Here is a 1,193-nt window from a genome sequence, read left to right as displayed (position 1 = left end):
TCATCGATGTAATGCGGTATACCCTTACAAACCCTCTGTGGTTAAAACGGGACTTAAGCGCTAGACTGAAAAAGCTCAACAAAGCACTTAATAAAGGAAGAAAATCATGATTCAACAAGGCCAAGCACTACCTTCTGCAACCGTAAGTGAACTGACTGCCGATGGCATGGTCAACCACGATGTGACCGAACTGTTCGCGAACAAGAAAGTGGTGTTATTCGCGGTTCCTGGCGCATTCACTCCAACTTGCTCAGAAGCTCACCTACCAGGCTACGTAGTACTCGCAGATCAATTAAAAGCCAAAGGCGTTGATTTAATTGCTTGTGTGGCGGTGAACGATGCATTCGTAATGAACGCATGGGGTGAAGCTCAAAACGCTTCTGAGATTTTGATGCTAGGTGACGGTGATGCTAGCTTTACTAAAGCGCTAGGCTTGGAAATGGATACTGGCGGCTTTGGCGGCGTTCGCTCACAACGTTACGCGATGATCATTGAAAACGGCGTAGTAACAACACTTAACGTTGAAAAGCCAAGTGAATTTGAAGTAAGTAATGCAGAAACTATTCTTGCAGCACTTTAAGAAAACACAAAACGGAAGCTCAAGCTTCCGTTTTTTTCAGGCGATTAGCGCATTCTCACGACACTAGTTTGTTGCTTACGTTGCATCTCTGCAAAAGTCAGTACAAACGGAGATGACTGCTTCACGTGGCTTGGCAGCGACGAAAGCGCATTGTAGGCTTCTTGCTTCGATTTAAAATCACCAGCTGTCACCGTATACCAACGTGTACCTCGGCTATTTTTCCAGTTAACCCATACAGGGTGTTTAGGGTCGATATAGCGAATGTATTCTTTCACATCTTTTTCTTTCTTCAGTGCTAGTACCTGCATGGTGTAGTGGTTGGGATTCAGGTAGCCGTATGCATCTTGAGACGACATCACACCCACACACTGCCCATTATCGATAGGTTGATGAGGCATAGCGCAGCCCATGAGCGATAAAATCAATGTCAAAGATAAAATCTTGTGCACGTGTCACTCCATTTTTTGTTCTGGTTTGTTTTCTCTCATACCCATCACGCACAAATGGTTGTGCAAAAACATCACTGAAGGCTTGGACTAACAACGATTTGTGAGGATTGGGAGCACATCCAATATCGAAAGCTACGGCATCGTGATTCTTTGGCGTCGTTTTT

At 44.8% G+C, this 1,193-nt stretch carries 3 protein-coding genes; 1 reads left to right on the top strand and 2 read right to left on the bottom strand.

The genetic code is table 11. The annotated features are described in order from the left end of the window. Positions 1-106 precede the first annotated feature (106 nt). Positions 107-580, top strand: a complete 474-nt coding sequence (locus R7Q47_RS25405) for a peroxiredoxin (RefSeq protein WP_005477269.1) — start codon at positions 107-109, stop codon at positions 578-580. A gap of 44 nt (positions 581-624) precedes the next feature. Here the strand turns inward: R7Q47_RS25405 and R7Q47_RS25400 are convergent, their stop codons facing one another. After that, positions 625-1,029, bottom strand: a complete 405-nt coding sequence (locus R7Q47_RS25400) for an SPOR domain-containing protein (protein WP_318090124.1) — start codon at positions 1,027-1,029, stop codon at positions 625-627. Then, on the bottom strand, positions 956-1,193 hold a 238-nt coding region (locus R7Q47_RS25395), incomplete at its 5' end, for a hypothetical protein (RefSeq protein ID WP_318090122.1). The genes R7Q47_RS25400 and R7Q47_RS25395, both read right to left, overlap by 74 nt.

Source organism: Vibrio sp. Vb0349, from assembly GCF_033338975.1.
The sequence above is the reverse complement of the archived record's forward strand: the minus strand, read 5'-3'. Positions and strand labels throughout refer to the sequence as shown.

Coding starts and splice junctions, on each gene's coding strand:
- R7Q47_RS25405 (WP_005477269.1), top strand. CDS start 107: ATGATTCAACAAGGCCAAGCACTACCTTCTGCAACCGTAAGTGAACTG.